Here is a 6642-nt window from a genome sequence, read left to right on the forward strand (position 1 = left end):
ATTAGCATACATATGTATGTTATATTAATATAAAAATAAGCACACATATGTATGCTTATCACATATTAATCATGAGGTGGTTCAATGCCAAAAAAACAAAATTCAAAAGAAAAAATCTTAACAATTCGTGTAAGTCAATCGCAATACGAAAAGATTTGTGCACTTGCGGATATTCGAGAGATGAATGTGACCGAATACATACGTCATACAGCCATTGGTAATCGCATTAAACCGACAGTCATCGAACAAATTAAAGAATCCAGTGAAGTCAGTGAATTGTTTAAAAAAGACAACGAAGCACTCAAATCGAACAATCAGGCACTTCAACGCCATATTCATCAATTGGAAGATGAAATCGACCAACTGAGACAAGAAAATGACGTCTTTCATCACTTATTACAACATTTTGATAGTACAGCATTTTTAAACTTCAATACATATCGTGATGATCGTCCACTAAAAAATGCGATTAAACGATTAAAAGAACAGTATAAAAGCAAGTGATTTATAAAATTATAAATCACTTGCTTTTATTATATTAAGTAGCTTCTGACTTATGGTGTAATAATTTTAATAAAAAAGGTAATAGTGATAAGAAAAGTGTTGCTGATGCGAATAACCATGCGTGGCTGGCACCAGTTATCAGTTGATTTGTCTGTGATTGATTACTTATAAATAGTGAAGTAATTGCTGTATAAACTGCAATACCTATATTTTGAACCATCCGTTGAGTTGCTCCAACAGTACCTTGCATATCTTTGGATACAGTTCCCATGATTGCTGAAGTATTAGATGGTAAGAAAAATCCTCCACCTATACCATATATCAATAACAGTAGACTTATTGTTACTGGATTTAATATGCACTGTAATAATCCTAAGCTAGTATATGCAGCAACCATAATAACTAGTCCTACAGTCATTAAAATAGTATTACCAACACGAGATATTAATTTCCCTGTGATTTTTGATATAAGTACTAATCCTAAAGGAGATGTCAAATTGACCAGTCCTATTTGCCAAGATGAAAGATGGTTGAATTTTTCTAAAATATATGGAGGAATTATAAAGCCTAAAGATGTTGTACCTCCAAAAACAAATATTGCAAATATAGAAGATGAAAAGGATATGTTTTTGAATAAGCGTAAATTGATGATAGGATGATTAGCTTTTAGTTCCCATACAATAAATAAGCAAAAAGTTACAATAAATATTAAGAAATTGCTATATACTGATATATTAAAGAATGAATGGTGAGACCAAGATGTTAAACTCACTAATAAGCAAAATATAGATACAAATAGAAGTGAGTTTCCGCGTATATCTAAATGAATAGATACACTTTTTGGTTCTTTAATATATTTCTTTAAAAGTAAACAACCTATTAAGCCTATAAATATGAATGGAATATTAATCCAAAATATCCATCTCCAATTTCCTATAGATATTAAAAGCCCCCCGATACTAGGACCTAACACGGGACCTATTCCTAATAGAATGCTCAAAGTTCCTAATGCTGGTCCCTGTCTATGCTCAGGAATGGTTGTAGTAATAATAGCTGTAGCAGTGCCTTGTAACATAGCTGCACCTATGCCTTGTAAACCACGAAAAGTAATTAATTCTACCACGTTACTTGAAAATCCACATAAAATAGAAGATATCAAAAACACTGTTAGTCCAATACTATAGATACTTAAACGATTGTACTTATCACTCAGTCTTCCAAATATAATAATGGTACCTGTAAGTAACAAAGTATATAACGTAATACTCCAAGAAATAAAAGAAGCATCAACATTAAAAGATTTAGATAAAGTGGGTAACGCCACATTGATAATACCACTATCTAGAGTTGATAAGAACATACCTATTCCTGCTGTAAAAACAACTAAATGATCGAAATATTTAGAAGAATTCATCTATCATACCTCCTCATTTGACTAATTTAAGTTCAGTGAATAAGTAAGTGAATTGACTATTAAAAAATTAATAGTATGTATAATCTTGCTACCTATAATTGTAATATATCAACAAAAAAAGATACTCAAAGTATGAGTACCTTTAAAATTTAAAAATAATTAATTCCCATAGCATCTCTGACTTCGTGAAGAGTTTGAGATGCTATTAATCGAGCTTGATTACTTCCATCTTTTAATATTTCATATATATAATCCAAATTATTTTGATATTGATTTCTTCGATTTCTAATAGGTTCTAATTCTGCTTTTTTCTATAGATAAATTTAGTAATTGTAATAAAATACCAATAATAGTAATTCCTAAAGCACTATATATTAATACATTTGTACTATTAGCATTAAATAAAATAATTCCTCCGATTGCTGATCCCATAGCACTGCCTAAATAATTAATAGAACTATTTAAAGCGACAGCAGAACCTCCATATTCAGGATGTTTTTTCAATAATATATGTTGTTGAGGAGCTTGTGTAGCCCATCCCATAGCTCCCCATAAAATAAAAGGAATTAAACCTAATATAGGTAAGTTAATAGAAATAGGAATTAAACTAAAACTTAAGGCTAATAAAATTAAAATAATCAGCATAACAAATCTTGTATTTTTAAATCTATCTATAATAAATCCTATACCAAAACTTCCTATTAATCCGCCTATTCCCCACGCTGTAAGGTAATAAGTTAAATTTTTTGTATCTGTATTTGTTTTAATAATATCGGCTAAATAAGTATACAAACCTAAACTAGCAATAGCAGCGCATAATGTAACCGAAATAACTCTTAGTACATGCTTATTTAAAAATAATTGAAAACGATCTTTTAGATTTGGAGGAGTTTCTATTTTAAATTTAGGCATCAATATAGATATGCTTATTAATGCAATAAAACTAATGACAATAATAATCAACATTGCAAATCGCCAATTAGAAATGTTGGCAATTTCTAGACCGAGAGGAACTCCTATAACAGTTCCTACACTCATTCCGCCTACTGTAAAAGCGATTGCTTTTCCTTTATTTTTTTCGGAGACTAAATGATTGCTTGCACTTATTGCAATTGGTGAGAATACGCCAGCTCCTAAACCAGCGATTGCTCTTGATACGATATATAGCATGTAGTTCATAGATATTGCGGTTATAATATTGGATAAAGTAAATACACTGAGTGCTATTATTAGTATTTTTTTAACTGGGGATTTAGCTAATATTGTTGAAAAAATGGGGGCAGAGATAGAGAAAAACAATGTAAAAACTGTTACTCCTTGCCCAATAGCAGAGCTACTTTTATTAAAACTTTTACTTATTGAAGGTATTAATCCTGCTACTATATAAGCATCCATACCTAAGGCAAACATACCTATAGTTAAAATCCATATTTTTTTCATTATTATCTCATCCTATCAGTCAATTTTGATTCATTAAGAGATTAGTTGCCTATTTTTAGGAACAATAGAAGGATAAACCTTTACTTGAAATATATGAATAAGTAATGTCTTAATATAGGTATAAACAAATAGTTAATACCATGGGGGATTTTATGAATTTTAATTATATGAAGGACTTCATTAAAGTTGTCGAGTACAATAGCTTAAATAAAGCTTCTAGAGAATTAAATATAAGTACACCAGCTTTAAGTAAAAGAATTAGAAGTGTTGAAGATTATTTTGATTGTCAGTTATTTTATAGAACTTTAAGGGTATTTTTTTAACTCAAAAAGGAAATTCTGTTTATCATTCGTTTTTAAAAATAAATGAGCAATTTGAAGAATTAAAAAGTAAAATAAGTGAGTCTAAAGATAAAAGAATTAAATTAGGAGTCATACCTAGCTTTTCTTTATATAAGCTACATGAAAAGAATTATATTAATGAAAGTGTCGTTTTAGTTATTGAAAATAGTACTTCAATTTTACTTGAAGAAATTTATAAAGATAATATAGATGTTGTTATTGGTGATATTACACATTTAAAAAATAACTCGCTCTATACACAAGAAATTTACACTGAGGACTTTATTGTGGCTTATGGTGATGAAAATAAGTTTAAAAACACTAAGCAAGTAAGTATAAAATCTTTAAAAAATGAGAATATTTATATACAAACACCGCCATGTGATACATATGATCTTCTTAAAAATTATTCCTTGAAAGATAAGTTACATATTGATTATGTTGATTATTATGAAACTATATTAGCTAATGTCAAAGCAAATAAAGGTATTACTTTGACTCCCCAATCTTTGACTACAAGACTTGAAAGTATGAACTTATATCAAAAAAAATTACAAAATTATAAAAGAGTTGTAGGCGTAGTATCACGTGATAAAGATAAGATGAATAAAATTATTGATATAATTCAGTAAATGAATATCATATACAAAAGTACTACCTATAATGAGTAATTATGTCAACTCAACACAAAGGGACAAACGCTGAAATGACGGCGTTTGTCCCTTTTTGTCATCATTCCTCTTTATACAACTTTTATACATCCCTTTAACGACGCGTTTTCATTCTTTTTCATTTACGATCACTTTGTATCTTTATTCAAAAGAAAAAATCTTATTAAAATCAGATTCTGTTATACTAAAAAAGCACTTCCCGTGCAGAAAGGAGGTGCCACATCTAATGATTGTCGTTCTGTTTGTTGTGAAATATATCGTATGTCCAATTATTGTTGGACGTGTTCTTTATTTAATAAATCAAGAACAACGATAAAAAAGAAACCCCAGCATATGTTTTGGTCGGCATGCTGGGGTTTTCACATCCAATGATGTGTCTGTCTGTTTGTTATTTTTAGTATATCTTGCATGAAGAAATTTGTAAAATTAAATAGATATTCGAATGAACTAATTATGTAATCGTCAACAATATCTCAAGCTAGCTTTATAACTTAGCTTTTTTATCATTCATCGATTAAAATTATACTTCATATCATTAAAAGGCCAAAATCTTAAAATAACTTTTCCTACGATTTGTTTTTTAGATATTAACCCCACCTCAGAATATCTACTATCAATACTGTTTGTCCTATTGTCTCCGAGAACTAAATACTTATCTTTAGGTATTATCATTTTATTTTTAGATCCCTTTATATTTGATACATTAAAATCTTCTGTTAAATTTTCACTGGAGTTATTCATTTTTTTATTATAGTCAAGGTAAGGTTCTTTGATATAATTTTTATTGATATATAACTTGTCATTTTTATATTCAATTTGATCTCCTGGTTTACCAATCAATCGTTTTATAAAGTCATTATTGCTATTTTGATGAAATACAATAACATCTCCAGACTTTAAGTGATTTAATGATTTGGATATTTTGCTGACTACTACTTTATCTTTATTGTTAAACGTTGGATACATTGATAATCCTGATACAGTATAAGGTTTAAATAAAAAATTATTTACTAAAAATAATAGTAATATAGCTACTATTATGGCTATTAACCATTCCTTAAATTCTTTTTTCATTACATAATTTCCTTTTTAGATTTTATAAATTTTATCCTATTTTAGGTTATCACTTATATTTTTAATATCCTACCAAAAGTAGTTCATTATTTATGATGTCTTTTCTTTTTTAGTGATAAGACAAATCCCATTATTAAAGGAAATAAAAGCAAAATATAGATGTAGCTCATTTAAGTTATTATTCCTCCCATTTTTCTTCTAATTGACGTTGAAATGCCTCTCGATCTTGTTTTAATTTTGCATCTTCGTCATGTGACTCTTGAGATTGTTTATATATCTTGTCGTCTAACCATTTAGGTGTCTTTTCACGATTAGTATATTGGCGCGACTTACCTATATTAGTTATTTGTGGCTGTCGTTTGTTGTGAATACGTTTCTCAGCGTCAAAGATAAATTCTAAGTATTCAATTTTTCGACCTTTTTTAGCTTTAACTTTATTAATATTAAGATTATTAAAAATAGGTGTAAGCTCTTTAGATATTGGCTTTAATACACGTTTAGTAATGTCACACATTTGATAAGACTTTGATACGTCTAATCGAGTTCTAAAATCTTCCATTGATAATTTTAAATATCCAGTATGTTTATATTGTTTAAGTAAGCGAAACATGGTTTTAGAGTACGAAGATTTTAAATTAGTCAGTTCTTTTAATTCGAATTTTGTAAAATTACGAGTAATATCATTTAAAACAAACTTTAAGTCAGGATTAGTGGAAATTTCAAGATACTTCTCCGTTTTATGAATTTTAAAGTGATTGAAAAGTACAAAAAACTCTATTACATCCTCATCTTCTCTTCGATAAGTTATCTCGAGCATCTTTTTATAAATATTTTGTAAATCTCCAATAAAACGATTAAGATTTCTAGTTTCATAGTTATAATTACTTAAATATTTAAGTTCTTCAAAACTTAAATATAATTTATTAGTATCTTGTTCTTTTAGCTTATTACACATAGCAAAAAATAAGTCTATTTCAACAGAAGTAAATTTTCTCAAAGGAACCAAATTCATTTCATTATGATAAATAACAGTTTCGTTCGACATATATATCACTCCAAAAAAGGTCATTTTTTTTATAAGTCCTTGTATATCATATACATATTATCACTATAATAGTTTTATTAAAAGTATTTGCCACATAAAAAAGGTCATTATTTTAATTCGACCTTTTTTATGTGGCAAAATGACCTTTTTTAT

General features: G+C 28.2%; 5 protein-coding genes and 1 pseudogene. 2 read left to right on the plus strand and 4 right to left on the minus strand.

All coding sequences use genetic code 11. The annotated features are described in order from the left end of the window. Positions 1–84 precede the first annotated feature (84 nt). A complete protein-coding gene (locus HMPREF3058_RS00005) occupies positions 85–504 on the plus strand; it encodes a plasmid mobilization protein (protein WP_002511307.1) in 420 nt (139 codons plus the stop codon). Between the two features lie 34 nt (positions 505–538). Here the strand turns inward: HMPREF3058_RS00005 and HMPREF3058_RS00010 are convergent, their stop codons facing one another. Then, a complete protein-coding gene (locus HMPREF3058_RS00010; RefSeq protein ID WP_070730990.1) occupies positions 539–1918 on the minus strand; it encodes an MFS transporter in 1380 nt (459 codons plus the stop codon). A 285-nt stretch (positions 1919–2203) separates the two neighbouring features. After that, complete coding sequence (locus HMPREF3058_RS00015) at positions 2204–3358, minus strand: MFS transporter (RefSeq protein ID WP_070730993.1); 1155 nt, start codon at positions 3356–3358, stop codon at positions 2204–2206. Positions 3359–3510: 152 nt separating this feature from the next. On the opposite strand from HMPREF3058_RS00015, the pseudogene HMPREF3058_RS00020 reads away from it, so the two are divergent. Continuing rightward, positions 3511–4331 (plus strand): annotated as a pseudogene (locus HMPREF3058_RS00020) (LysR family transcriptional regulator). Positions 4332–4877: 546 nt separating this feature from the next. On the opposite strand, the gene lepB reads toward HMPREF3058_RS00020, so the two are convergent. Together lepB and HMPREF3058_RS00030 are read right to left on the minus strand one after the other, a co-directional pair. Then, positions 4878–5444 (minus strand): signal peptidase I, encoded by a 567-nt coding sequence (lepB, locus tag HMPREF3058_RS00025; RefSeq protein WP_002456288.1) that lies wholly within the window; start codon positions 5442–5444, stop codon positions 4878–4880. A gap of 178 nt (positions 5445–5622) precedes the next feature. Continuing rightward, on the minus strand, positions 5623–6489 hold the full coding sequence (locus HMPREF3058_RS00030; protein ID WP_002494364.1) for a replication initiation protein: 867 nt from the start codon (positions 6487–6489) through the stop codon (positions 5623–5625). Positions 6490–6642: the final 153 nt, after the last annotated feature.

This window comes from Staphylococcus sp. HMSC068G11 (genome assembly GCF_001815825.1).
Lineage (GTDB): Bacteria > Bacillota > Bacilli > Staphylococcales > Staphylococcaceae > Staphylococcus > Staphylococcus epidermidis.